19 protein-coding genes are annotated in these 23,782 nt (G+C 66.7%); 6 read left to right on the forward strand and 13 right to left on the reverse strand.

Features of this window, described 5'->3' with window-relative positions; all coding sequences use genetic code 11:
• Positions 1–52 precede the first annotated feature (52 nt).
• The 11 genes from purD to UB43_RS24470 all read right to left on the reverse strand — a co-directional run bounded on the left by purD (position 53) and on the right by UB43_RS24470 (position 12,914).
• Positions 53–1,342 (reverse strand): phosphoribosylamine--glycine ligase, encoded by a 1,290-nt coding sequence (gene purD / locus UB43_RS24420; protein ID WP_045216391.1) that lies wholly within the window; start codon positions 1,340–1,342, stop codon positions 53–55.
• Between the two features lie 251 nt (positions 1,343–1,593).
• Positions 1,594–3,201, reverse strand: coding sequence for a bifunctional phosphoribosylaminoimidazolecarboxamide formyltransferase/IMP cyclohydrolase (gene purH, locus UB43_RS24425; protein ID WP_045216393.1), 1,608 nt, complete (start codon positions 3,199–3,201; stop codon positions 1,594–1,596).
• Between the two features lie 87 nt (positions 3,202–3,288).
• Positions 3,289–3,609 (reverse strand): DNA-binding transcriptional regulator Fis, encoded by a 321-nt coding sequence (fis, locus tag UB43_RS24430; protein ID WP_024766365.1) that lies wholly within the window; start codon positions 3,607–3,609, stop codon positions 3,289–3,291.
• On the reverse strand, positions 3,606–4,613 hold the full coding sequence (dusB, locus tag UB43_RS24435) for a tRNA dihydrouridine synthase DusB (RefSeq protein ID WP_045216396.1): 1,008 nt from the start codon (positions 4,611–4,613) through the stop codon (positions 3,606–3,608). Before dusB ends, fis begins: the two co-directional genes overlap by 4 nt.
• Positions 4,614–4,835: 222 nt before the next feature.
• Complete coding sequence (locus UB43_RS24440) at positions 4,836–6,437, reverse strand: DUF3426 domain-containing protein (protein WP_045216398.1); 1,602 nt, start codon at positions 6,435–6,437, stop codon at positions 4,836–4,838.
• Positions 6,438–6,497: 60 nt separating this feature from the next.
• Positions 6,498–7,376, reverse strand: coding sequence for a 50S ribosomal protein L11 methyltransferase (gene prmA, locus UB43_RS24445; RefSeq protein WP_045216401.1), 879 nt, complete (start codon positions 7,374–7,376; stop codon positions 6,498–6,500).
• 179 nt (positions 7,377–7,555) lie between these two features.
• Positions 7,556–8,905: an acetyl-CoA carboxylase biotin carboxylase subunit gene (gene accC, locus UB43_RS24450; protein ID WP_045216407.1), complete on the reverse strand. Its 1,350-nt coding sequence runs from the start codon at positions 8,903–8,905 to the stop codon at positions 7,556–7,558.
• A gap of 17 nt (positions 8,906–8,922) precedes the next feature.
• Positions 8,923–9,390: an acetyl-CoA carboxylase biotin carboxyl carrier protein gene (gene accB, locus UB43_RS24455; protein WP_045216410.1), complete on the reverse strand. Its 468-nt coding sequence runs from the start codon at positions 9,388–9,390 to the stop codon at positions 8,923–8,925.
• 24 nt (positions 9,391–9,414) lie between these two features.
• Positions 9,415–9,858, reverse strand: coding sequence for a type II 3-dehydroquinate dehydratase (aroQ, locus tag UB43_RS24460; RefSeq protein WP_015479055.1), 444 nt, complete (start codon positions 9,856–9,858; stop codon positions 9,415–9,417).
• Positions 9,859–10,008: 150 nt separating this feature from the next.
• A complete protein-coding gene (locus UB43_RS24465; protein ID WP_045216416.1) occupies positions 10,009–11,859 on the reverse strand; it encodes a protein-disulfide reductase DsbD in 1,851 nt (616 codons plus the stop codon).
• Positions 11,860–12,005: 146 nt separating this feature from the next.
• Positions 12,006–12,914, reverse strand: coding sequence for a LysR family transcriptional regulator (locus UB43_RS24470; RefSeq protein ID WP_045216417.1), 909 nt, complete (start codon positions 12,912–12,914; stop codon positions 12,006–12,008).
• 115 nt (positions 12,915–13,029) lie between these two features.
• On the opposite strand from UB43_RS24470, the gene UB43_RS24475 reads away from it, so the two are divergent.
• Both UB43_RS24475 and speB read left to right on the forward strand, forming a co-directional pair.
• Positions 13,030–14,121 carry a polyamine ABC transporter substrate-binding protein gene (locus UB43_RS24475; RefSeq protein WP_045216921.1) on the forward strand — a complete coding sequence of 364 codons (1,092 nt, stop codon included), beginning with the start codon at positions 13,030–13,032 and terminating at the stop codon, positions 14,119–14,121.
• A gap of 101 nt (positions 14,122–14,222) precedes the next feature.
• A complete protein-coding gene (gene speB / locus UB43_RS24480) occupies positions 14,223–15,185 on the forward strand; it encodes an agmatinase (RefSeq protein WP_045216419.1) in 963 nt (320 codons plus the stop codon).
• Between the two features lie 122 nt (positions 15,186–15,307).
• Here speB and UB43_RS24485 read toward each other — a convergent pair whose 3' ends face one another.
• Together UB43_RS24485 and UB43_RS24490 are read right to left on the reverse strand one after the other, a co-directional pair.
• Positions 15,308–17,275, reverse strand: a complete 1,968-nt coding sequence (locus tag UB43_RS24485; protein WP_045216421.1) for a methyl-accepting chemotaxis protein — start codon at positions 17,273–17,275, stop codon at positions 15,308–15,310.
• A gap of 131 nt (positions 17,276–17,406) precedes the next feature.
• The gene (locus UB43_RS24490) at positions 17,407–19,017 is read right to left on the reverse strand and encodes a PleD family two-component system response regulator (RefSeq protein ID WP_045216422.1); all 1,611 of its coding nucleotides are present in this window, start codon (positions 19,015–19,017) and stop codon (positions 17,407–17,409) included.
• Positions 19,018–19,305: 288 nt separating this feature from the next.
• Here UB43_RS24490 and UB43_RS24495 point away from each other — a divergent pair, with 288 nt between their 5' ends.
• From UB43_RS24495 to speA, 4 genes are all read left to right on the forward strand, one after another.
• The gene (locus UB43_RS24495; protein ID WP_045216423.1) at positions 19,306–20,370 is read left to right on the forward strand and encodes a DUF2333 family protein; all 1,065 of its coding nucleotides are present in this window, start codon (positions 19,306–19,308) and stop codon (positions 20,368–20,370) included.
• 3 nt (positions 20,371–20,373) lie between these two features.
• Positions 20,374–20,913 carry an NUDIX hydrolase gene (locus tag UB43_RS24500; protein ID WP_045216425.1) on the forward strand — a complete coding sequence of 180 codons (540 nt, stop codon included), beginning with the start codon at positions 20,374–20,376 and terminating at the stop codon, positions 20,911–20,913.
• A gap of 308 nt (positions 20,914–21,221) precedes the next feature.
• Complete coding sequence (locus UB43_RS24505) at positions 21,222–21,593, forward strand: translation initiation factor Sui1 (RefSeq protein WP_015479046.1); 372 nt, start codon at positions 21,222–21,224, stop codon at positions 21,591–21,593.
• A 274-nt stretch (positions 21,594–21,867) separates the two neighbouring features.
• Positions 21,868–23,781 (forward strand): arginine decarboxylase, encoded by a 1,914-nt coding sequence (speA, locus tag UB43_RS24510; RefSeq protein WP_045216427.1) that lies wholly within the window; start codon positions 21,868–21,870, stop codon positions 23,779–23,781.
• The last annotated feature ends 1 nt before the right edge of the window (position 23,782 follow it).

The raw sequence follows: 23,782 nt of genomic DNA on the forward strand, positions 1-23,782 counted from the left end.
CGGGGACCGGTGCGGCGGAGGCGTCCGACGAGGGACGCCTCCGCCCGTCGGATCAGCCTTCGCCGCGCTCGCGAGCGATGGCGCGATAACCGATGTCCGTGCGGTAGAAGCTGCCGTTCCAGCGGATCTTCTCGGCCAGGCGGTAAGCCTGTTCCTGGGCCGACGAGACGGTCGGGCCGATGGCGGTGGCGCAGAGCACGCGGCCGCCAGCGGTGACGATCTGGCCGTCCTTGAGCGCAGTGCCGGCGTGGAACACCTTGCCGTCGAGCTTGGCGGCTTCGTCCAGGCCTTCGATGACGTCACCCTTGGCGTAGTCGCCCGGGTAGCCGCCCGCGGCGATCACCACGCCCACGGTGGGACGCGGGTCCCAGGTGGCTTCGACCTTGTCCAGCGCCTTGGCCAGGGCGGCCTCGACCAGCAGCACCAGGGAGCTTTCCAGGCGCACCATGATCGGCTGGGTTTCCGGGTCGCCGAAGCGGCAGTTGAACTCGATGACCTTCGGCTTGCCGCTCTTGTCGATCATCAGGCCGGCATACAGGAAGCCGGTGTAGACGTTGCCTTCCTCGGCCATGCCGCGCACGGTCGGGTAGATCACTTCGTCCATCACGCGCTGGTGCACGTCGGCGGTCACCACCGGAGCGGGGGAGTACGCGCCCATGCCGCCGGTGTTCGGGCCGCTGTCGCCGTCGCCGACGCGCTTGTGGTCCTGGCTGGTGGCCATGGGCAGCACGTTCTGGCCGTCGACCATGACGATGAAGCTGGCTTCCTCGCCGTCGAGGAACTCTTCGATCACCACGCGCGAGCCGGCGTCACCGAAGGCGTTGCCGGCGAGCATGTCGCGCACGGCTTCCTCGGCTTCGGCCAGGGTCATGGCGACGATCACGCCCTTGCCCGCGGCCAGGCCGTCGGCCTTGATCACGATGGGCGCGCCTTTCTCTTTCAGGTAGGCCAGCGCCGGCTCGACTTCGGTGAAGTTCTGGTAGTCGGCGGTGGGGATCTGGTGGCGCGCGAGGAAGTCCTTGGTGAAGGCCTTGGAACCTTCCAGCTGGGCAGCGCCAGCGGTGGGGCCGAAGATGTCCAGGCCACGCGCGCGGAACAGGTCGACCACGCCTTTGACCAGCGGCGCCTCGGGGCCGACGATGGTCAGTTGCACATTCTTCGCGGCGAAATCGGCCAGCTCTTCCAGGGCCAGCACGTCGATGGCGACGTTCTCGCACTTGGCTTCGGTGGCGGTGCCGGCGTTGCCCGGCGCGACGAAGACCTTCTGCACGCGCGAATCCTGCGCGACCTTCCAGGCCAGCGCGTGCTCGCGACCGCCGCTACCGATGATGAGTACGTTCATTGGAGTTCTCCTGAACAGTTCCGGACCTGCCGGATTCCCAGGTATCGCTTCGCTCGCGGAGCGCCGCCCGACCCAGGCTACGAATTCTTTATGACCGGTTCGCTCTTCACGAACCGATCTCAAGGGGCGCGGTGAAGCGGGTAGATGCAAGGCGCCCGAGCGTTCACCAAGCGGAGTTGCCTACTGGCAATGAGCATTGGGGAACGTTCGGGCAACGCAGCAGATGCCTGCTTCAGCGCGTCCGACCCACCTTAATGGCGGAAGTGGCGCATGCCGGTGAAGACCATGGCAATGCCGGCTTCGTCGGCAGCGGCGATCACTTCGTTATCACGCATCGAACCACCCGGCTGGATCACCGCGGTGATACCGGCCTTGGCCGCATTGTCGATGCCATCGCGGAACGGGAAGAAGGCGTCGGAAGCCATGACCGCGCCCTTCACTTCCAGGCCGGCGTGCTCGGCCTTGATGGCGGCGATGCGGGCGGAGTTCACGCGGCTCATCTGGCCGGCGCCGACGCCGACGGTCTGGCGCGCCTTGGCGTAGACGATGGCGTTGGACTTGACGAACTTGGCGACTTTCCAGGCGAAGATCAGGTCATGGATTTCCTGCTCGCTCGGGGCGCGCTGGGTGACGATCTTCAGGTCATCGGCGGTGATCATGCCGATGTCGCGGCTCTGTACCAGCAGGCCGCCGTTGACGCGCTTGAAGTCCCAGCCCGGCGCACGCTCGGCCGGCCACTCGCCGCACTCCAGCAGGCGCACGTTGGCCTTGGCAGCGACCACGGCACGGGCGGCTTCGGAGATTTTCGGGGCGATGATCACTTCGACGAACTGACGCTCGACGATGGCCTGGGCGGTCTCGCCGTCCAGCTCGCGGTTGAAGGCGATGATGCCGCCGAAGGCCGACTCGGTGTCGGTGGCGTAGGCCAGGTCGTAGGCCTTGCGGATGCCGCCTTCGTTTTCCGGAACCACGGCCACGCCGCACGGGTTGGCGTGCTTGACGATGACGCAGGCCGGCTTGACGAAGCTCTTCACGCACTCCAGCGCGGCGTCGGTGTCGGCCACGTTGTTGAACGACAGTTCCTTGCCCTGCAGCTGGATGGCGGTGGAGACGCTGGCCTCGCCCTTCTTCGCCTCGACGTAGAACGCCGCGCTCTGGTGCGGGTTCTCGCCGTAGCGCATTTCCTGCGCCTTGATGAACTGGCTGTTGAAGGTGCGCGGGAAGGCGCCGCGGTCTTCGGTGGACAGGGTGTCGCGCGCCTGGTCGATGGTGCCCAGGTAGTTGGCGATCATGCCGTCGTAGGCCGAGGTGTGCTCGAAGGCCTTCAGGGCCAGGTCGAAGCGCTGGGCATAGGTCAGGCCGCCGGCCTTCAGGGCGCCGACGATGCCGGCGTAGTCAGCGGCGTTGACCACGATGGCGACGTCCTTGTGGTTCTTCGCCGCGCTGCGGACCATGGTCGGGCCGCCGATGTCGATGTTCTCGATGGCGGTCGGCAGGTCGCAGTCGGCCTTGGCCACGGTCGCCTCGAACGGGTACAGGTTGACCGCCACCAGGTCGATCGGCTTGATGCCGTGCTCTTGCATGACCGCGCCGTCGAGGTCACGACGGCCGAGGATGCCACCGTGGATCTTCGGGTGCAGGGTCTTCACGCGGCCGTCCATCATTTCCGGGAAGCCGGTGTAGTCGGCCACTTCCACGGCGGCGATGGCGTTGTCCTTGAGCAGCTTGTAGGTGCCGCCGGTGGAGAGGATCTCCACGCCGAGGGCTGCCAGCTCACGGGCGAAATCGACGACGCCGGTCTTGTCGGAAACGCTGATCAGCGCACGGCGGACGGGCAGGCGGGTGGTTTGGTCGGTCATAACGGCTTCCACAAAGGCTTCGGGCTTTTCGCGTGTCAGGCGTGGGCCCGGCTGACCTTGCGGTCGCGGGCCCGCGCCTGCCACCTGTCAGAGAAGATCGTACTGCTTGAGTTTCTTGCGCAGGGTCCCGCGGTTCAGCCCCAGCAGTTCGGAGGCTTTGGTCTGGTTACCCTTCACGTGGTTCATGACGGTTTCCAGCAGCGGCGCTTCGACTTCGCAAAGCACCATGTTGTACACGTCCGTGACCGGCTGCCCTTCGAGATGGGCGAAATAGTTATGCAGTGCCTTTTCCACGCTGTCGCGGAGGGTCTGGCCCTCCTGCGTCGGAGTGGTCAGGTGCTGTTTAAGGTTGGCGTTGTCGCTCACGGGTGTCATTCCACTCACTAATGTCTCGGTCATCGTTGTCATGCGGCCACCCCATCTCCGTTATTGTGGCGCTCGGCGAAGAACTGCCTGACGCTGGCGCTCTGTGCATCCGTGTCCTGCAAACGATTGAACTGGGCGCGGAACTCCGCCGCGCCCGGTTGGGTTGCGAGGTACCAGCCCACATGCTTGCGGGCAATGCGCACACCCATTTCCTCCCCATAAAACGCATGCAATGCAGCGAGGTGTTCGAGCAGGATGCTCTGCACTTCGTGCAGACTCGGCGCCGGCAATAGCTCGCCGGTGCTCAGGTAATGATCGATCTCGCGGAAGATCCAGGGATTGCCCTGGGCGGCGCGGCCGATCAGCAGGGCGTCCACGCCCGTCTGTTCGAATACCTGCCGTGCCTTGCGCGGTGAATCGATATCACCGTTGGCGAAGACCGGAATCGAAACCGCCTGCTTGATCGCCGCGATGGTTTCGTACTCCGCTTCGCCCGTGTAGAGGTCGGCACGGGTCCTGCCGTGTACCGCCAGCGCCTGGATGCCCGACTGCTCGGCGATCCGCGCCACCGTCACACCGTTCTTGTTCGACCGGTCCCAACCGGTGCGAATCTTCAGGGTGACGGGAACCTCTACCGCCGCGACCACCGCCTCGAGGATGTCGGCCACCAGCCGTTCATCCTTCATCAGCGCCGAACCCGCGGCCTTGTTGCAAACCTTCTTCGCCGGACAGCCCATGTTGATGTCGATGATCTGGGCGCCGAGCTCCACATTGCGCTGGGCAGCTTCCGCGAGCATCTGCGGGTCGCCGCCGGCGATCTGCACCGAACGCGGCTGATCTTCGTTGTCGTGCTGCAGGCGCAGGCGCGACTTGCGGCTGTTCCACAGGCGGACGTCACTGGTGACCATCTCCGATACCACCATGCCGGCGCCAAGGCGGCGGCACAGCTGGCGGAACGGACGATCGGTGACGCCGGCCATCGGGGCCAGGATCAGTCTGTTGGGCAGTGTGTAGGAGCCGATGCGTACCACCGACTGGATTTCCATGGTCAATGGGGCGGGAACACCGAGGCGCCGCGCGTTGTACCACTCGCGGATGCGTTTCGGGGCCTGCCACCGGTGCTAGCAAAAAAGGGAGGGCATGATACCCGCTCTCGATGACCGGATAAAGGCGATTTTGGATAAATTCTGAACAGCTTCGGGCTTAGCACCCAAGGTAGGAAGACGAGCGGAACTGGCGCTCTCAGGCGCTTTGAGCTACTCGCCGGGTCATTCCGGCGAGTGGAAGCTCAGGCTGTAGTTCACCGCTTTCGGGCCCGGATCGAGGATGTCCAGGGAGATGTGGATCGGCGTCTGCGGCGGCATCTCGCTCTGCCCGGCGAGCTCGCCGGAGAGGTATTCGCTGGGCTTGAAGCGGCGGCTGGCGATCAGTTGGCCGTTCAGGTCGGCGAAGCGCATTTCCAGCAGCGGGAAGGGCTGGGAGAAGTTCGCGCGGTTGTAGATGATCGCGTCCACCACCAGCGCGCCGCTGAAGTCCGGGTGGCTGCGCACCACCAGGTTGCTGCTGCGGATCTGCTCCACGTCGACCTTGGACGGCAGGGTGCAACCCAGCTCCGGGCAGGCCTGGGCAAACCAGGGGCGGTACTGGTCCTGGCGGGCCAGTTCGTCGAAGTGATAGGCGATGTACTGGCCGGCGAGACCGGCCAGTGCCAGCAATACCAGCAGCAGCCAGAACAGGCGACGGCCCCAGTGGCTCTTGGGTTTCTGCCAGTCCAGTTGCAGCGGTTCGTCGCTCAGGTCGTGCAGGCCGCCATCGTGCAGGCCGGGTTCGGCGCGGCGGTTGTCGCCGCGCGGGTCGGCCAGCGGCGGCTCCTCGTCCTCATCGTCTTCGGCGTCGGGTTCGTCGTCATCGCGGCGGGCGCTGAAGGCGGGCAGTGTTTCGTCGTCGCGCTCAACGCGAAGGGGGGCCGGGTCGATGCGCGGTTCGTGCGCGGGCTCTTCCTCGGGCTGCTCCGGCTCGGATTCCTTGTCGGCCACCAGGCGTGCGCTGGCAGGGGGCTCTTCCGGCTCGTCGGCGGGCAACTGGCCGAGGCTGGGTTCCTGGCGAGACGCGCGGCTGGTGCCTTTCTGTTCTTCTTCGATCAGGGCTTCGGCCCAGCGCTCGTCGTGCGGGTCGCGCTTCTCTTCCTGGCGGGTCTGCAGGGCCTCGCTGGGGCGCGGCGCGCGGTCGATGCTGAGGAATTCCTGGGAGAGCTCGAACTCGTCGAGCTTGGCCAGTTCCTCGTCGAGGTTGAGGCTGTCCAGATCGAGATCGTCATGGATCCACAGCGTCTCGTCTTTTTTTCCGGCCGCCGGCGCAGGCAGGGGTTTGGGGGGCTCGCTGGTCACGGTCGCCGCCGGGGCGATCACCGTGGTCGCGGCGACGGCCGGAGCGGCTTCGGCAACCGGTGCCGGTTTCGACTCAGTGAAGGCGGGCTTTTCCGCTACATCGCTGGAGTGCCGCGCGGCATGGGGGGCCAGCGGCCAGCCGAGGGTGGCGGTACCGGGGGTGCTCGGTGCGGCGGGCTTTTCAGGGGAAAAGGTGTTGAAGGCCGGCGCGGGAACTGGCGCCACGGCGATGGGCTCCGGGGCCTTCGGCGGCGCCGGTGGCTCGACTGGCTCCGGGGCCGGATTCGGTGCTTCGGCGGGCGGTGCCGCCGTGACAGCCGGCACTGGAACCTGGGTCGGTTCGCCGACCATGTTCTGCGGCGCACTGAAGACCTTCAGGCAGGTTCCGCAGCGCACAGCACCGCTGGCCGCGCCCAGTTGCGCCGAGTTGACGCGGAAACGGGTCTGGCAATGGGGGCACTGTGTGATGAAGCTGTCGCTCATGCGGCGGTCCGGCGGAAAAAACTGGCGGTTAGTCTAACCCAAGCCCTTGGTGGCGGGCAGTCAGCGGCGGCGGCCCGTGATACGGATCCAGCCTTCACGCTCGGCGGTCGGGTCAAGGTCGAAGGCGCCGGCATAGGCGGCGCGCACTTCCTCGGCCTGTTCGGCGAGGATGCCGGAGAGGGCCAGCAGCCCGCCGGATTTCACCAGGCCGGTGAGCTGTTCTGCCAATGTGACCAGCGGACCGGCCAGAATGTTCGCCACCAGGACGTCCGCTTGTTCCTTCGGCAGATCAGCGGGCAGGTAAACGGGGAATTTCGCCGGGTCGATGCCGTTGCGCGAGGCGTTGTCGCGCGAGGCTTCCAGCGCCTGCGGGTCGATATCGGTGCCCACCGCCTGTTCGGCGCCCAGCAGCAGTGCGGCGATGGCGAGGATGCCCGAGCCGCAGCCGAAATCGAGCACCTGCTGGCCGGCCAGTTCCTGGCCGTCGAGCCATTCCAGGCACAGCGCGGTGGTCGGGTGGGTGCCGGTGCCGAAGGCCAGGCCCGGGTCGAGCAGCAGGTTCACCGCTTCCGGTTCCGGGGCGTCGTGCCAGCTGGGGACGATCCACAGGCGGCGGCCGAAGCGCATCGGCTTGAAGTTGTCCATCCAGCTGCGTTCCCAGTCCTGGTCCTCGATGCGCTCGATCTGGTGCTCCGGCAGTTCGCCGCCGGTGAGCAGGGACAGGTGGGCGATCAGCGCCGTCTCGTCGGTGTCGGCCTCGAACAGCGCGAGCAGGTGGGTGTGGCTCCACAGCGGGGTGGTGCCCAGGTCCGGCTCGAAGATCGGCTGGTCTTCGGCGTCCATGAAGGTCACGGAGACGGCGCCGACTTCCAGCAACGCATCTTCATAGGTTTCCGCCTGATCCGGGGTGATGGCGAGTCGGACTTGAAGCCAGGGCATGGGGCGGTACCTCGATCGTGCCGGGATGGAGCTGGAAAAGACAACGGACCGCCTGGGCGGCCCGCAGATAAAGGCGGCAAGCTTACTGCACGGCACCTTGCCATGCCAGCGGGCAGGGGCCGCAAAGCACAAGGGCCGCCCAGAGGCAGCCCTTGTGGTGGAGCGAGGCAAGGCAGGACTTAGTGCTTGTCCATGCCCAGCTTCTTCTCCAGGTAGTGGATATTCACGCCACCCTTGCAGAACTCCTTGTCGCGGACCAGCTCCTTGTGCAGCTCGGTGTTGGTCTTGATGCCATCGACGATCAGCTCGTCCAGCGCATTGCGCATGCGCGCCATGGCTTCATCGCGGTCCTTGCCGTAGGTGATGATCTTGCCCACCAGCGAGTCATAGTTCGGCGGTACGGCGTAGCCGCTGTACAGGTGCGAATCCACACGCACGCCGTTACCGCCCGGTGCGTGGAAGTGCTTCACCTTGCCGGGGCTCGGCATGAAGGTCTTCGGGTCTTCGGCGTTGATCCGGCATTCCAGTGCATGGCCACGGATGACCACGTCTTCCTGCTTGATCGACAGCTTGTTGCCCGAGGCGATGCTGAGCATCTCCTTGACGATGTCGATACCGGTGACCATCTCCGACACCGGATGCTCCACCTGCACGCGGGTGTTCATCTCGATGAAGTAGAAGCGGCCGTTCTCGTAGAGGAACTCGAAGGTGCCGGCGCCACGGTAGCCGATTTCCACGCAGGCCTGGACGCAGCGGGCCAGCACTTCGGCGCGGGCCTTCTCGTCGATGCCCGGGGCTGGAGCTTCTTCCAGCACCTTCTGGTGACGGCGCTGCAGGGAGCAGTCGCGGTCGCCCAGGTGGATGGCGTTGCCCTGGCCGTCGGAGAGGACCTGGACTTCCACGTGACGCGGGTTGGTCAGGAACTTCTCCAGGTAGACCATCGAGTTGCCGAAGGCCGCGCCCGCTTCGGTGCGGGTCAGCTTGGCGGACTTGATCAGGTCTTCTTCCTTGTGCACGACGCGCATGCCGCGACCACCACCGCCACCGGCGGCCTTGATGATCACCGGATAGCCAACCTCGCGGGCGATGGCCAGCGCGGTTTCTTCGTCTTCGGGCAGCGGGCCGTCGGAGCCCGGTACGGTCGGTACGCCGGCTTTCTTCATGGCGTCCTTGGCGGACACCTTGTCACCCATCAGGCGGATGACGTCGGCGCTCGGGCCGATGAAGGTGAAGCCGGAGCGTTCGACCTGCTCGGCGAAGTCGGCGTTCTCGGCGAGGAAGCCGTAGCCGGGGTGGATACCCACGGCGCCGGTGACCTCGGCCGCGGCGATGATCGCCGGGATGTGCAGGTAGGACTGCGCGGCCGGGGCCGGACCGATGCAGACCGCTTCGTCGGCCAGCGACAGGTGCATCAGCTCACGGTCGGCGGTCGAGTGCACGGCCACTGTCTTGATGCCCAGCTCCTTGCACGCGCGCAGGATGCGCAGCGCAATTTCGCCGCGGTTGGCGATCAGTACTTTTTCCAACATCGCAGGCTCCCCGCGCTTTAAACGATGGTGAACAGGGGCTGGTCGAATTCGACCGGCTGACCGTTCTCCACGAGGATCTGACCGATCACGCCGCTGGTCTCGGCCTCGATGTGGTTCATCATCTTCATGGCTTCGACGATGCAGAGGATGTCGCCTTTCTTCACGCTCTGGCCGACTTCGACGAAGTTGGCGGAGGTCGGCGAGGCCGCGCGGTAGAAGGTGCCGACCATCGGCGAGCGCACGGCTCCGGCGAGGTTCTGGGCAGCCGGGGCGGCTTCAGCGGCCGGGGCAGCAGTGGCAGCGGCAGCGACCGGAGCGGCGGCCGGGGCCGGGGCGTAGGCCGGGGCAGCAGCGTAGATCGGCTGGGCGGCGGTCTTGCTGTGACGGCTGATGCGTACGGACTCTTCGCCCTCTTTGATCTCCAGTTCGTCGATACCGGATTCTTCGAGCAGTTCGATCAGTTTCTTGACTTTACGGATGTCCATCAGTGTTCGCTCTCCCAGGTGAGGTCACGGGCGTTCAAGTTGTTCGAGGGCGGATTCCAGGGCCAGGCGATAGCCTGTGGCGCCCAGACCGCAGATCACCCCTACCGCCACGTCGGAGAAGTAGGAGTGATGCCGGAAAGGTTCACGTTTGTGCACGTTGGAGAGGTGCACTTCGATGAATGGGATGCTCACTGCGAGCAATGCGTCACGTAGAGCGACACTTGTATGCGTGAAAGCGGCCGGATTGATCAGGATGAAGTCCACGCCTTCGTTGCGTGCGGCGTGGATCCGGTCGATCAGTTCGTACTCGGCGTTGCTCTGCAGGTGCATCAGGTGGTGGCCGGCCTCGCGGGCGCGGCGCTCCAGGTCCTGGTTGATCTGCTCAAGGGTGACGGAGCCGTACTTGTCGGGCTCGCGGGTGCCCAGCAGGTTGAGGTTGGGCCCGTGCAGTACCAGTAAGGTCGCCATCTGGATGCTGTAGTCCTTGTTCTTGGCGGGATAAAGATAGGGCGGGACTATGCCGGAAAGCCGGCGTGACTGTCCAGTCATGCGGGTTTTGCCGTAGATGTCAGCATGTTGCCAGCTGATTACGGCAAAACCATTGCAATCAAACTGTGATCAGGAGCGCGTTCCCGCCTGTTTCAGGCGGTCGGCGAGGGTGGCGGCGTCGGTCTCGCCGATGATGCGCAGGTCCGACCATTCGTCGCCTTTGGGCGAGAAGAACAGCAGCGCCGGCGGACCGAACAGGTTGTAGCGGTCGAGCAGGGCGCGCTGCTCCTCGGTGCTGGCGGTCATGTCGAAACGCAGCAGCACGAAGCCGGGCAGTTGCGACTGGACTTCCGGCGCCGGCAGCACCTGGCGCTCGATGATCTTGCAGCTGATGCACCAGTCGGCGTACCAGTCCAGCAGCACCGGGCGACCGGCGGCCTGGGCGCTGGCCAGCGCGGCGTTGAGCTGCGCCGTGGTGGTGATGTTCTGCCAGTCGCCGGGCGTGGAACTGGGCGGGCCGGCGTGGACGCGTTGCCCGCTTCGACCCAGCGGGTGCAGTGGGTCGGATTCGCCTTGCAGGGCGCCGGTCCAGGCGGACACGGCGTAGACCAGCAGCATCAGGCCGAACAGCTGGCCGAGGCGCTGCAGCGGCTTCTTCGGCCCCAGTTCGAGGGTGCCGATGGCCAGGGCGACGCCGCCGGCCAGGGTGCCCCAGAGGGTCAGCGCCACCGGGCCGGAGACCAGTCGTTCGAGCATCCAGATGGCCACGGCCAGCAGCATCACGCCGAAGACGTTGCGCACGCCGTTCATCCAGGCGCCGCTCTTGGGCAGCAGTGCCCCGCCGCCGACGGCGAAGATCACCAGCGGCGTGCCCATGCCCAGGCCCAGGGAGAACAGCAGCAGGCCGCCGCCCACCGCGTCGCCGGTGCTGCTGATATAGAGCAGCAGGCCGGCCAGCGGGGCGGTGACGCAGGGCGACACCAGCAGGCTGGAGAGCACGCCGAGGGTCGCCGCGCCGGCGATGGAGCCGCCGCGGGTGTTGTTCGCCATGTTGTCCAGGCGTTCACGCAGGAAGCCCGGCAGGCGCATCTCGAACACGCCGAACATGGCCACGGCGAAGACCACGAAGAACGCCGCGAAGGGGATCAGCACCCAGGGCGACTGCAGCATCGCCTGCAGGTTGAGCTTGGCGCCGAACAGGCCCATCAGGGTGCCGAGCACCGCGTAGCAGGCCGCCATTGGCAGCACGTAGGCCAGCGATAGCGCCAGGCCACGCATGCCGCCCGGACGGCCGCGCAGGACCACGCCGGAGAGGATCGGCAGCATCGGCAGCACGCAGGGGGTGAAGGTCAGCGCCAAGCCCAGCAGGAAGAAGATCGCCAGCGCGCGGCCGAGCTTCTTGATCTTGCCCGGCTCGTGGTCGCCCAGCAGGCTGGCCAGCGGGTTGCCGGATGCGGTGGCGGACTTGGCGGCAGAAGAGGCAGGGCCGGTCACGACGCTGGCGGCCTGGCCGTCGGCGATCTGCAGGCGGGTGGTTTCCGGCGCGTAGCACAGGCCCTTGTCGGCGCAGCCCTGGTAGCTGACCACCAGGGTGAAGGGCTTGTGCTGCGGGTTGACCAGCGGCACGTCGATGTCGGTGATGGCGTAGTAGACCACCGTGTCGCCGAAGTAGTCGTCGTGGTGCTGCTTGCCCGGCGGCAGCTTCACTTCGCCGACGCTCACGCCGCTGTCGGCGGGCTCGACCTTGAAGCTGAAGCGGTGCTGGTAGAGGTAGTAGCCGTCGGCATTGATGAAGCGCAGTTTCACCTGCTGGCTGTCGCTGTCCTCGACGCTGACGCGGAAGGCCTCGGCCACCGGCAGGAAGTCGCCCTTGGCCGGTTGCCCGACGGCGAAGCCGCCCTTGTCGGCGGGTTTGTCGAACAGGCCGGCGGAGGCGGGCAGGGCGACGAGGAGCAGGAGCAGGGTGAGCAGGCGGCGCATGGACATCTCGCGGACTACAGGGGTGGCGGGCATGATAGCGGAAAGCTTCCGGCGCAGCCCGAGGCGATGCCCGACGAGCTGTCACAAGAAGTGATCGGCCGCTTGGGACTGCGCCAGAGCGGTCGGGTTCCCCTGCTGCTCCTGCGTCAATCTGCCGCGTGCTGGCCGAAGGCTGCCAGCAGGTCGCTGACGAAAGCCTGTTCGGCGTCGCCGGGATGGCGACCGCGATGTCGCGTCAGGCTGAAGGCTACGTCGAAGCCCAACTCGCCGGGCAGCAGTTCGCGCAATTGGCCGCGTTCGATCCAGGGCTGGGCGACGTGCCGGGGCAGATAGCCGATGTGCGCGCCGGAGAGGATGAAGGCCAGGCTGCCGTCCACCTGCTCGCAGCGTGCGCTGCTGCGGCTGGTCTGCAACGGTTCGTCGGCGGCGATGAAGCGGTAGGGGTGCAGCACCTGGTCGGCGTCGGCCAGCGAGTCACGGGTCGGCTTCCTTTCCTTGAAGGCCGGGTGGCCGGCGCCGCAGTACAGTCCCTGCGGTTCGATGAACAGGGTGGTGTGCTGCAACGCGGCCTGGGTTCCGGCGAAGTAGCCGACCGCCAGGTGCAGCCGGTCCTGCAGCAGCAGGCGCTCCAGTTCGGCGGGCGTGGCGGTGAGCAGGTCCAGGGTGACCGCCTCGTTGCGCTGGCGGAAGCGCCGGATGGCATCGGACAGCCGCGCCAGCACGCTCTCTTCGAGGCTTTCCGACAGGCCGATGCGCACCTCGCCGAGCAGTTTGTCGGCCACCCCGCGCGCCTCGTCGCGGAAGTCCTCTATGGACAGGAACAGCCGCCGCGTCGCCTGCAACAGGTGCTCGCCCTTGGGCGTCAGGCGGAAGCCGCCCTTGCCGCGTTCGCACAGGCGGTAGCCCAGGCGCGTCTCCAGCTTGGCCATCTGGATGCTGATGCTCGGCTGGCTCAATCCCAGCTCGCCCTGTGCGGCGCTGAAGCCGCCGCATTCGACCACCGTGACGAACAGGCGCAGCAGCTGCAGGTCGAGATCGCGCAATTGGCTGAGCATGGTCGTCCTCAAACATTGTTCTGATGAAATGCCAAAGTAATTAACTTTGTATTTTTACAAAGTAAAGCCCGCCCCATGCTCGCCCCATAACCACAACAACTCCGAGGCGATGATCATGCGTGTGTTCTTCCGGGCGACTCTCGCGGCGCTGGCCGTGGCGCTGGCCGTGCCCCTGCAGGCGCAGGAGCGGGTGCTCAACCTTTACAACTGGGCGGATTACGTCGGCGCCGACGCGCTGCAGCGCTTCCAGAAGGAAACCGGCATCCGCGTCAAATACGACACCTTCGACAGCGCCGAAGTACTCGACAGCAAGCTGATGACCGGCCGCAGCGGCTACGACGTCGTCTTCCCCGCCAGCAGCGGGCTGGCCCGCGCCATCCAGGCCAAGGCCGTGCAGCCGGTGGGCGATGCGCAACTGAAGAACTTCGCCAACCTCGATCCGGAACTGCTGGCAAAACTCGCCGCCATCGATCCGGGCAATCGCTTCGGCGTGCCCTACACCTGGGGCACCGTGGGCCTGGCGATCAACAAGGACGAAGTGCTCAAGCGCATTCCCGATGCGCCGCTGGACAGCCTCGACCTGCTGTTCAAGCCCGAGTACGCCAGCCGCCTGGCCGACTGCGGCATCTCGCTGATCGATTCGCCCCAGGAAGTCATCAGCGTGGCGCTGAACTACCTCGGCAAGTCGCCCTACAGCACCGAGCCGGCCGACCTCGCCCAGGTCCGTGAACTGCTGGGCAAGCTGCAACCCAACGTGCGCTACATCGCCAGCGGCAAGCACATCAATGACCTGGCCAACGGTTCGCTGTGCGTCGCCCTGACCTACACCGGCGATGCGCTGATGGGCGCCGCGCAGGCCAAGCAGGCGAACAAGCCGTTCGAGGTGATCTACCGGATTCCCAGGGAAGGCACGCTGATCTGGTTCGACACCATGGCCATCCCGGTGGACGCCCCCCACCCGCAGGAAGCCCGCGCCTTCATCGACTTCATGCTGCGCCCGGACTCCATCGCCGAGCTGACCAACACCCTGTACTTCGCCAACGCCAACCTCAAGGCGACGCCGCTGCTCAACGCCGATGTGGCCAGCGACCCGGATATCTACCCGCCGGCGGCCATGCGGCAGAAGCTGTTCGGCGAGCAGCTGCTGACGCTCAAGCAACAGCGCGACCGCACGCGGCTGTGGTCGGCGTTCCGTACCCGTAGCTGAGCCCGAATCTCCCTGTAGGAGCGCGCCACGCCCGCGATCGCGCGCATGGCGCGCTCCTACACCCAATACCGTGATCACCTGATAACGAACAAGAGGACGCCATGGATCTCGCAAACGACAACGACCAGGCCATCACCCGCGACAGCCTGTATGGCACCGCTGCCGAATCCACCTATGCCGGCATCACCAGCTTCATGCGCCGTCGCTACAGCCGTGACCTGCGCGGTGTGGACCTGGTGGTCAGCGGCGTGCCGTTCGACACCGCCACCACCAACCGTCCCGGCAGCCGCTTCGGGCCGCGCGCGATTCGTGCCGCCTCGGTGCAGATGGCCTGGGCCCGGCACTTCCCCTGGGAGTTCGACCCCTTCGACCACCTGGCGGTGATCGACTACGGCGACTGTTCCTTCGACCACGGCGTGCCGCAGGAAACCCCGGAGGTCATCGAAGCCCACGCCGCGCGCATCCTCGATGCCGGTTGCGCGCTGCTGACCCTGGGCGGCGACCACTTCATCAGCTACCCGCTGCTCAAGGCCCACGCGAAGAAGCACGGCCCGCTGTCGCTGATCCACTTCGACGCGCACAGCGACACCTGGCCCGACGAAGACTGCCAGCGCATCGACCACGGCACCATGTTCTACCACGCGGCCCGCGAGGGATTGGTGGACCCGTCGCGCTCGGTGCAGGTCGGCCTGCGCACCACCAACGACGACGTCATGGGCTTCCAGGTGCTGGATGCCCGCGAAGTCCATCGCCACTCGCCGCAAGCCATCGCCGAGCGTATCCGTGCGCGGGTCGGCGACAACCCGGTGTACCTGACCTTCGACATCGACTGCCTCGACCCGGCCTTCGCACCGGGCACCGGCACGCCAGTCTGCGGCGGGCTGAGTTCGCACCAGGCACTGGAAATCCTCCGTGCGTTGCGCGGCATCAACCTGGTGGGGATGGACGTGGTGGAAGTCGCGCCGCCCTACGACAGCGCCGAAATCACCGCCCTGGCCGGCGCGACCCTGGCGATGGAGATGGTTTGCCTGTACGCGGCGCGGCACAAGCTGGGCGAGCGTTGAGCTCGGCCTGAAGAGCGTTCGCGAGCAAGAACTGGGCGTCCCCCTCGCTCCTACGAAGAGCGCCCCTGTAGGAGCGAGCTTGCTCGCGAATCGCCCCAGCGCCTGCGTCCCCAGGTTCGGGCTCAGACGCGGAACGCCCGCACCGCCGTATGCAGCGCACCGCCCAGTTCCTGCAGTTGCTCGCCCTGGCTGCGGCCCTGGCCGATCAGGCGCAGGTTCTGGCTGCCCAGTTCGTGGATGCGTTCGCTGTGCGAGCGAATCTCGCTGACCGCGCCGCTCTGCTGGGCGGAACTCTCGGCAATGCGTTCGGCCATGCTGGCGATGGTGCGGATGGCACCGACCACTTCGTCCAGAGCGCCCTCGGCGGCACCGGCCTGGTTGGCGGTCACTTCCGCGTGCTCGACCTGGCTGCGCATCGCTTCCACCGACTGCCGTGCGGCCTGTTGCAGGCGTGCGGTGAGCTGCTGGATTTCCTCGGTGGCACCGGCGGTGCGCAGTGCCAGTGAGCGGACCTCTTCGGCGACGACCGCAAAGCCACGACCCTGCTCGCCGGCCCGGGCGGCCTCGATGGCGGCGTTGAGGGCCAGCAGGTTGGTCTGTTCGGCAATGGAGCGGATCACTCCCAGAACATTGCCGATGGTGGCCGATTCTTCCGCCAGGTTCTCGATGGCCTGCGCGTTGCTCTGCACTTCGTCCACCAGCGCGCGCATGCCGTTCAGGCTGTTGCCGATCACCTGCTGGCCCTGCTCGACGGCCATGCCGGCGGCATGGCTGGCCGAGGCGGCCTGGCTGGCGTCGCCGGCCACCTGCTGGATCGCCGCTTCCATGTCGCCCAGCGCGTCGCGGATTTCCCCGGTGTCGCTGGCCTGGCGTTCCGCGCCGGCGTGCAGGCCGCCGCTGAGTTCGGCCAGGGCGCGGCTGCTGCCGGCCACTTCCTCGGCGCGCTGGTGGATGGTGCCGACCAGGGTACCGAGGAAGTCGCGCAGACGGTTCAGCGACTCCTGCAGCTCCACCAGGTCGCGGGTACGGGTGGCTAGGTCGATGGGCTTGGCGAAGTCGCCACGGGCCCAGGTGGAGAGCGCCGGGACCAGTTGGCCGAGCACGCGCGCCAGGCGGCGTTGCAGGGTGTCGATGAGCAGCGCGGTGGCGAGGATCAGGGCGATCAGCGCGCCCTGGATGACGCGTACCTGTGCCTGGATCTTCGAGCGCTCCTCGCGTACCTGCGGCTCCAGAGTCGCCAGGGCCTGCTGCACGGCGCCCAGGCGCTGGGCAGTGGCGGCGGCCAGCTCCTGGCGCTGGGCGACCAGTTGGCGGGTGCGGTCCAGTTCGTCGGGGTAGCGACGCAGAACACTGGCGAGGTCGCGCTTGAGGGTGACGCCGCGATCCTCGCTCTGCGCCTGTGCGGCCGGCTGGGATTCCAGGCCCATCATCGCGGCGAAGTCGTCGGAGGCGGAGGCCTGCTGCTCCAGCACGCCGAGTAGCGGCAGGGCGTCGATGCGTTCGGCCAGCTGGCGCAGGGCTTCCAGCTCGCGCTGGAGGTCCTCGGCCAGCGCCGGGTTGCCGCTTTCCACCAGCTTGGCGCGGGCGTGGGCCAGGCGCGTCAGGTGCAGGCCGGCCTGCAGCAGCGGGGTGCGGTACTCGGCGGCGGCGGGGTTCTGGCTGGCGTCGGCATAGGTGCCGAGCTGGTCCAGTGCGGCCAGCAGGTCGCGCTCGGCCTGCAGCAGCAGACCCTGTGGATCGCCGGCCAGCTTGCCGGCGGCGAGCAACTGGTTGCCGCTGAACTGGCGCAGCTCGTCGAGGCGCTGGCCGAGCAGTTGGCCGAGGCTGTCCGGCAGTTGCGGCAGCTCCTGGGCCAATTCGTCCAGCCCTTGCTGGGCGGCCTTCTGCTTGAGCGCGTCGCCACTGGCGAGGTACGCCTGGATGTTCTGCGCGACCTTGCGCTCGAAGCCCTGGGAAAGTTCCAGGTAGCGGTCCATCAAGGTGAACGGGCGCTCCAGGGCGCGTTGCGACCACCACAGGGTGGCGCCCAGCGCGAGGCACACGAGCAGGAGCAGGAAGGTATTGAGGTTGGTGAGCAGCTTGAGGCGCATGGCAGGTCTCGACCGACAGCGAAAAACGGCGAGCCCTGAACCTATTGCAGTTTCGTTACTGGCTGATGACACGGTGCCAGCATTCGGTCGGGAAATGGCGCGGCAGAGCGCCGCGCCGCCACTGCGGGGTGTTACTTGAAGACCTCGACGCGATTGCGGCCGCCGTGCTTGGCGGTGTACAGCGCCTCGTCGGCCTGCTTGGCGAGGGTCTTGATGTCCATCTCATCGCCCAGCTCGGCGATGCCGCAGCTGAAGGTGCAGGACAGGTCGTGGGGCTGCGCCGGGTAATGAATCTCGGCGAAGCGCTGGCGGATTTCCTCCAGCACCTTGTGCGCCGAGGCGGCATCGGTGTCCGGCAGCACCACGGCGAATTCCTCGCCGCCGTAGCGGCCGATGTGATCGGTCTTGCGCAGGCGCTGCTTGAGGAACAGCGCCAGGCTCTTGATCACCCGGTCGCCCATGGGGTGGCCGTAGGTGTCGTTGACCCGCTTGAAGTGGTCGATGTCGAGCATCGCGAAGGTCAGCGGGCGCTCCTCGCGGCGTGCGCGGAAGCGGGCGTCATCCAGCAGCTGCAGGGTATGGGTGTGGTTGTACAGGCCGGTCAGGCTGTCGCGCACCATCCGCGCCTTCAGGCTGCGCGCGCGGGCGGCGCGGTTGCGCACGGTGGCGATCAGGTGGCGCGGCTTGATCGGCTTGGTGAGGAAGTCGTCGCCGCCCTCGCTCATGGCGTCCAGCTGCTTGTCCAGGTCGTCCTCGGCGGACAGGTAGATGATCGGCACGCTGACGTAGCGCTCGTGCTGGCGGATCACCTTGGCCAGCTCGGTGCCCAGGCACTCGGGCATGTACATGTCGAGGATGATCAGGTCCGGCTGGAACTCGGCCAGCTCGGTCATCACCGACAGCGGCGCGGTGAGGGCGCGGGTGACGATGCCGGCGCTGTTGAGGACCATCTCGGTGTGCGCGGCCTGGGCGCGGGAATCATCGACGATCAGTACGCGGAACGGCTCGTAATGGGCCACGCGGGTCAGCGTTTCGATCTTCTCCAGCAGGCCGGAGGCGTCCAGGGCGCCGCTGAAGAAGTCCTGGCCACCGGCGCGGGCGGCGGCCAGGCGGGTCGGGGTGTCGGTTTCCTCGTGACTGAAGAACAGCACCGGCAGCTTCTGCTTGAGGCCGGCCTGGGCTTCGTCGGCCAGGGCCAGGCCCTGGCCGCCCCCGAAGTCGATTTCCATGACGATGGCTGCCGGATGGCGGTCCGCCATGGCGGCACGGAAGGCGTTGGCATGCTCGCAGGGCTGCGCGGCCATGCCGAAGAACTCCAGCTGCTGGGCCAGGCGCTCGGCGCGCTCCTGATCCTGCAGGGCCAGGTAGACCGGTTTGCGCAGCGGCGGCAGGTGGGTCTGCTCGAACTGGTCGCCGTGGCGCAGGCCCGTGCGCGACAGGCGCTGCATCAGGTGGTTGAGTTCGGTGATCAGCTCGCTGGAGAGGCGCCCGCGGTTGTCCTGCACGGCGCGCAGGCACTGGTCGATGGCCTTGGCCAGGTCGGCGTGCTCGGCCTGCTCGAAGCGTTCGGCGTAGCGCTGCAGGCGCAGGCAGGCCTCGGCCAGTTCCGCCGTACCGGCGCTGTTCCACTCCGAGCGCGACAGGCGTTGCCAGACTTCCAGCAGGTGACGGGCCTGGTGGATCACCCGCTGGGCGAAGTGATGCTTGAGGCGGTCGAGGGATGGATCGTCGAGCTCGGTCATCGCGCGCTTCTTTATAGGGCCGTACCGGCGGCCAGCGGGGCGAATATGTTTCCGCCGTGATACACACTGATGGCCCTATGCTACCAATCCTTGATGGCAATAACAGTGCCTTCGGTCAAACATCTCAAGCTTTGTAATTCGCACCATTACCTAGCACCATGCGCAGGGTAGGCTGCGCTGACCCGCCTGCGTGCGGCATGCTTGCGCAGTGAGGCCTAAAATCCCGGCACCCTGGGGCCGGTTGCGGGTCCAAGCTATCTTCGAATTCGGGACATCAAGGAACTTGCCATGTGGAACTGGAAGAAACGCGGCTCCGTACGTGATCGCGTGAACGACTCGGTGGACGACGCGCGCGCCTACTTCGGCGGCCCCTGGCTGGGCCGCGTGCTCGGCGGTCTGCTGGGCGTCTACCTGGTGATCTGCGGCGCGATCGGCTGGTACTGGAGCCAGGAGCCGGACCTGTTCCCCGTGCAGCAGAACGCCCAGGCCGCCGCCGAACGTGCCGGCCGGCAGATGGTGGTGGGCTACACCACGGTGGAAACCCTCAAGGAAGTGGTCGCCACGCTGCTCAACAAACCGGGCGGCTACCTGTCCAACGACATCTTCCCGCCGGGCGTCTGGCTGGACAACATGCCCAGCTGGGAATACGGCGCCCTGGTCCAGGTGCGCGACCTGTCCCGCGCGCTGCGCAAGGACTTCGCCCGCTCCCAGTCGCAGTCCACCGAGGACGCCGACCTGGCGCGCGCCGAGCCGCGCTTCAACTTCGACAACAAGAGCTGGGCGCTGCCGTCCTCCGAGTCGGAATACGCCGAGGGCATCAAGTCCCTGGACCGTTACCTCGGCCGTCTCTCCGCCGATCCGGCCGGCGCGCAGTTCTATGCCCGCGCCGACAGCCTGAACAACTGGCTGGGTGACGTTTCCACCCGCCTGGGCTCGCTGTCCCAGCGCCTCTCGGCCAGCGTCGGTCGGGTCAAGCTGAACACCAACATCACGCCGATGCAGCCGGTCACCCCCGGCCAGGCGCCGGAAGTCGAGGAAGTGATCCAGGAAACTCCCTGGATGCAGATCGACAACGTGTTCTACGAAGCCCGCGGCCAGGCCTGGGCGCTGTCGCACATCCTGCGCGCCATCGAGGTGGACTTCGCCGACGTGCTGGCGAAGAAGAACGCCACCGTCAGCGTGCGCCAGATCATCCGCGAGCTGGAGGCCGCCGAGGCGCCGCTGTGGAGCCCGATGGTCCTCAACGGCAGCGGCTTCGGCGTGCTGGCCAACCACTCGCTGGTGATGGCCAACTACATCTCCCGCGCCAACGCCGCGATCATCGACCTGCGCCAGCTGCTGGCCCAGGGCTGATCGATGGAAGGCATCAGCCGCAAGGAGGCCGCCCACCGGGCGGCTTCGGACGCCGAGAAGATCGCCTGGGTCGACGAAGACGACCAGTTGCTGGGCAGCCTGCCGCGCGCCGAACTGCGTGCGCGCGGGCTGATCGGCCGCGGCACCTTCATCCTGCTGTTCAACTCCGCCGGTGAGCTGTGCGTGCACCGCCGCACCCTGAGCAAGGCGGTCTACCCCGGTTACTGGGACCCGGCCGCCGGCGGCATGGTGCAGGCTGACGAGAGCTATGCGGAGTCCGCCGCCCGCGAGCTGGAAGAAGAGCTGGGCATCGCTGGCGTCGAATTGCGTGCCCACGGCACCTTCTTCTTCGACCAGCCGGACAACCGCCTGTGGTGCGCGGTGTTCTCCGCCGTGTCCGATGCGCCGCTGAAGCTGCAGCCCGAAGAGGTGCTGGAAGCGAAATTCATCGACCCTCACCAGGCGCTGGCCGAGGCCAGGGCGGGTGCGCTGTATTGCCCGGATTCGCTGGCGGCGTTGCGCAAGTACCTGGTCAGCTTCTGACGTCGGGTTGCTTTTCGTAGGAGCGAGCTTGCTCGCGAACTGAGCCCCGCTGTGGGGTTTGTTCGCGAGCAAGCTCGCTCCTACAGGCAACCCTTCACCCCGAATCGCGTCCCATGTCGCCAAACCACCGATCAATGACGCATTTTCGGTCTTAGCATTTGCCTTCAATGCTGCTAAATTGCGCGACCTTTCCGGCAGGGTCCTCCGCCGGGAATTGCGCAGCCCCTGCCTGAGTGGGGCGTCGCGGTCGGCGCCAGCCGGCCATTCGTTGACCTGGCCCGAAGAGGCCAATCCTGGGGAAACGCCCGGTGGTCAAGAAAGCATCCTCCCTGTCCGCCCTCGGCGGGCTCGTCTATTCCACTGATTCCGGCCGGCATTGCCCGGACTGCAATCAGCCCATTGGCGCGTGCATCTGCAAGCAGGCCGAGATTCCGGCCGGCGATGGCATCGCTCGCGTGCGTCGGGAAACCAAGGGCCGCGGTGGCAAGACCGTGACCACGGTGACCGGCGTGCCGCTGGCGGCCGATGCGCTGAAGGACCTGGCCACGGCGCTGAAGAAACGCTGCGGCACGGGTGGCGCGCTGAAGGACGGCATCATCGAGATCCAGGGCGACCACGTCGACCTGCTGCTCGAAGAGCTGACCAAGCGCGGCCTCAAGGCGAAGAAATCCGGCGGCTGAGCCGTCTTCTGTCGCAAGCGACTCTCCCCTGTCGAGAACGGGTTCCAGGCGATGCGCGTCGTGCGCATGGCCGGCAAGCCCTTTCCCTAGATGGGAGATTTATCGGCGCGCCCTGGGCGTGTCGTCGGATTTTCCTAAACTTACCGCCAACCCCGGCGGTCAACACGGCAACGTCACGAGGCCCGGCTAGGTTTACACCACCAGGCCTGACGACTCACCCGCACGCCGGGCGGGCGCCTGCACACATTCGCGCAAATTGAGGAGACCACCCCGCATGGCCGCTAGACGGACCCGCAAAGACGACGGCAGCAACTGGACCGTGGCAGACAGCCGCAGCATCTACGGAATTCGCCACTGGGGCGCTGGCTACTACGCCATCAACGACGCCGGTAACGTGGAAGTTCGCCCGCAGGGCGCCGATGCCCAGCCGATCGATCTGCACGGGCTGGTCGAGCAGCTGCGCGAGGCGGGCCTGTCGCTGCCGCTGCTGGTGCGCTTCCCGGATATCCTCCAGGACCGCGTGCGCAAGCTCACCGGTGCCTTCGACGCCAACATCGCGCGCCTGGAATACAGCAGCCGCTACACCGCGCTGTACCCGATCAAGGTGAACCAGCAGGAAGCGGTGGTGGAAAGCATCATCGCCACGCAGAACGTCTCCATCGGCCTGGAGGCCGGCTCCAAGCCCGAGCTGATGGCCGTGCTGGCGCTGGCGCCCAAGGGCGGCACCATCGTCTGCAACGGCTACAAGGACCGCGAGTTCATCAAGCTGGCGCTGATGGGGCAGAAGCTCGGCCACAACGTGTTCATCGTGATCGAGAAGGAATCCGAGGTGCAGCTGGTGATCGAGGAAGCCGCCGTGATCGGCGTGCTGCCCCAGGTCGGCCTGCGCGTGCGCCTGTCCTCGCTGGCATCGTCGAAGTGGGCCGACACCGGTGGCGAGAAGGCCAAGTTCGGCCTGTCCGCCGCGCAGCTGCTGTCGGTGGTCGAGCGCTTCCGCGCCGCCGGCCTGGACCAGGGCGTGCGCCTGCTGCACTTCCACATGGGCTCGCAGATCGCCAACCTGGCCGACTACCAGCACGGCTTCAAGGAAGCCATCCGCTACTACGGCGAACTGCGTGCCCTCGGCCTGCCGGTGGACCACGTGGACGTCGGCGGCGGCCTGGGCGTGGACTACGACGGCACCCACTCGCGCAACGCCAGCTCGATCAACTACGACATCGACGACTACGCCGGTGTGGTGGTCGGCATGCTGAAAGAGTTCTGCGACGCGCAGGGCCTGCCGCATCCGCACATCTTCTCCGAGAGCGGCCGCGCACTGACCGCGCACCACGCGGTGCTGATCACCCAGGTGACCGACGTCGAGCGCCACAACGACGAAGTGCCGAAGATCACCGACCTGGCCGAACAGCCGGAGATCGTCCAGTGGCTGGCCGACCTGCTCGGCCCGACCGACGCCGAGATGGTCACCGAGACCTACTGGCGCGCCACCCACTACATGAGCGACGCCGCCGCGCAGTACGCCGAGGGCAAGATCAGCCTGGCGCAGAAGGCCCTGGCCGAGCAATGCTACTTCGCCATCTGCCGCCGCCTGCACAACCAGCTCAAGGCGCACCAGCGTTCGCACCGCCAGGTGCTCGACGAGCTGAACGACAAGCTGGCCGACAAGTACATCTGCAACTTCTCGGTGTTCCAGAGCCTGCCCGACACCTGGGCCATCGGCCAGGTGCTGCCGATCCTGCCGATCCACCGCCTGGGCGAGGAACCGACCCGCCGCGCGGTACTGCAGGACCTGACCTGCGACTCCGACGGCAAGATCACCCAGTACGTCGACGAGCAGAGCATCGAGACCAGCATGCCGGTGCACGATGTGAAGGAAGGCGAGGACTACCTGATCGGCACCTTCCTGGTCGGCGCCTACCAGGAAATCCTCGGCGACATGCACAACCTGTTCGGCGACACCGACTCGGTGAACGTCTACCAGAACGCCGACGGCAGCTTCTACCATGCCGGCATCGAGACCCACGACACCATCGAGGACATGCTGCGTTACGTGCACCTGTCGCCCGAGGAGCTGATGACCCACTACCGCGACAAGGTCGCCGGGGCCAAGCTCACCGTTCGCGAGCGCACCCAGTACCTTGATGCGCTGCGCCTGGGGCTGACCCGCTCGGCTTACCTGTCGTCCTGAT

The organism is Pseudomonas sp. 21 (assembly GCF_000955805.1).
Lineage (GTDB): Bacteria > Pseudomonadota > Gammaproteobacteria > Pseudomonadales > Pseudomonadaceae > Pseudomonas.